General features: G+C 66.3%; 2 protein-coding genes and 1 pseudogene. 2 read left to right on the top strand and 1 reads right to left on the bottom strand.

Features of this window, described 5'->3' with window-relative positions; translation table 11 throughout:
* The coding region (locus EN906_RS32900) for a CobD/CbiB family cobalamin biosynthesis protein (RefSeq protein ID WP_164777559.1) at positions 1-672 on the bottom strand (672 nt) is incomplete at its 3' end.
* On the opposite strand from EN906_RS32900, the gene cobD reads away from it, so the two are divergent.
* Positions 671-1,720 carry a threonine-phosphate decarboxylase CobD gene (gene cobD / locus EN906_RS32895; RefSeq protein ID WP_127272558.1) on the top strand — a complete coding sequence of 350 codons (1,050 nt, stop codon included), beginning with the start codon at positions 671-673 and terminating at the stop codon, positions 1,718-1,720. The two genes, EN906_RS32900 and cobD, sit on opposite strands and share 2 nt — an antisense overlap.
* A pseudogene (locus EN906_RS38605) lies at positions 1,717-1,813 on the top strand (protein tyrosine phosphatase); the annotation flags it as partial. The gene cobD and the pseudogene EN906_RS38605, both read left to right, overlap by 4 nt.

Below are 1,813 nucleotides of genomic sequence, written 5' to 3'. Positions count from 1 at the left end.
GAACGCCGCCAGCACGATCAGCAGCGCCGTCAGCCGCGACGCCGGCAGATTGATCCAGTCGTCGAAGCGCGCCGCCGCCCAGCCGAAGGCCTCGTGGCGCGGGGTGCGGTGGCCGATCATCGAATCGGCGGTGTTGGCGGCCTTGTAGGCGGCGCCGCCGGCCAGGCCGCCGACGCCGGTCCAGAAGGCGGGGGCGACGATGCCGTCGGAGAAATTCTCAGCCAGGCTCTCGATCGCGGCGCGGCAGACGCCGGCCCTGTCGAGCGTTTCAGGGTCGCGGCCGACGATTCGCGAAACGGCAAGGCGGGCCAGAGCGAGGCCACCGGTGTCGAGCGCGTCCGCCACAGCCTCGACATGCTCATAGAGGCTCTTCTGCGACAGAAGCGACGTTGCCAGAAGGGCAGTGATGACCAGGCCCATGGGAACGAACCAGAACAGGATCTGCACGCCCAGGCCAATTATCGCCGGCACCAGCACGATGACCAGCAGCGCCTGGACACCACGCTTGCGACGCAGCGCGTCGGGATCAGTGGCGCGGTTGAGCCTGCGGTCGAGAAAGGATATCAGCCTGCCGAACCACGTCACCGGATGGCCGATGGCGCGAAACAGCCAATCGGGGTAACCGAGGGCGAATTCGACGGCCAATGACAGGAAAGCGATCAGGACTGACATGAAGCTTCTTAATGGGGCGGTTGTGGACCATGGTGGAAGTCTTGGCCGCGCGAGGGCGCTTTTCCCCAACGCCCTGCTGCCATTCGTCGACCTCTCGACCGGTATCAATCCGCACTCCTACCCGCTTTTCGACCTGCCCGCCACCTCGCTGTCGCGGTTGCCGGAAGCCGCGCGCACGCGTGAGCTGACAGAGATCGCTGCCAGTGCCTATGGGGCGCCGTCGCCAGCCAATATCGTGGCGGCACCGGGCACGCAGATCCTGTTGCCGCGCGTCGCCTCGCTGATTACCCCCGGAAGGGCGCTGGTGCTGGGTCCGACCTACGCCGAACATGCCCGCGCAGCAGTGATCGCCGGGCACGCGGTGACCGAGGTCGGCGATTTCGCTGACCTGGCGGACGCCGACCTTGCCATCATGGTCAATCCGAACAATCCAGATGGACGTGTCATCGCGCGCGACCGGTTGCTGGCTCTGGCTGCCGGATTGCGCGCCAAGGGCGGGCTGCTGGTTGTCGACGAGGCGTTCATGGATGTTGGGCCGCGCGAGCATAGCCTCTGCGGCGATGTCGGCCAGGGCGGCGTCGTCGTGCTGCGCTCGTTCGGCAAGTTCTTTGGTCTGGCCGGCCTGCGGCTCGGTTTTGCGCTTTCCGATCCTGTGACGGTCGAACGGCTGGAAACACAATTCGGGCCATGGGCCGTCGCCGGCCCGGCGCTGGAATACGGCATTCGCGCGCTTGCCGATATCGGCTGGCAGGACGCGATGCGGGCGGCGCTGGCTGATGAATCGGCGCGGCTCGATGCGCTGTTCGGCCGCTTCGGTATTCCCGTTATGGGTGGCACCACGCTGTTCCGTTTTCTTCGCCTACCGCATGCTGCCGATTTGTTTGCCGCGCTCGGCGGGCGCGGCATTCTGCTTCGCCATTTTGCCGATCGGCCTGACGTTCTGCGCGCCGGCCTGCCGGGGAGTGAGGAGGAATGGCAGCGGCTCGAGACCGTTCTTGCCGAATGGGCGTCGCGGCGCGAGCTTCAATCGAAGGGTTCGAAACAATGATCCATGTCTGCTCGCTGGCAAAGATCGAGGAAACGGTGGCCAGGAGCGGCGCCGACCGCATGCTGTCGCTGCTTGCCGCCGGAACGGCGGTGG

The organism is Mesorhizobium sp. M7A.F.Ca.CA.004.06.1.1 (genome assembly GCF_003999135.1).
Taxonomy (GTDB): domain Bacteria; phylum Pseudomonadota; class Alphaproteobacteria; order Rhizobiales; family Rhizobiaceae; genus Mesorhizobium.
Note: the sequence above shows the minus strand (reverse complement) of the source record. Positions and strands in the feature narration are given on the sequence as shown.

Bases quoted from the DNA above. Each gene is read 5' to 3' on its own strand.
- cobD (WP_127272558.1), top strand. From the start codon at position 671: ATGAAGCTTCTTAATGGGGCGGTTGTGGACCATGGTGGAAGTCTTGGC.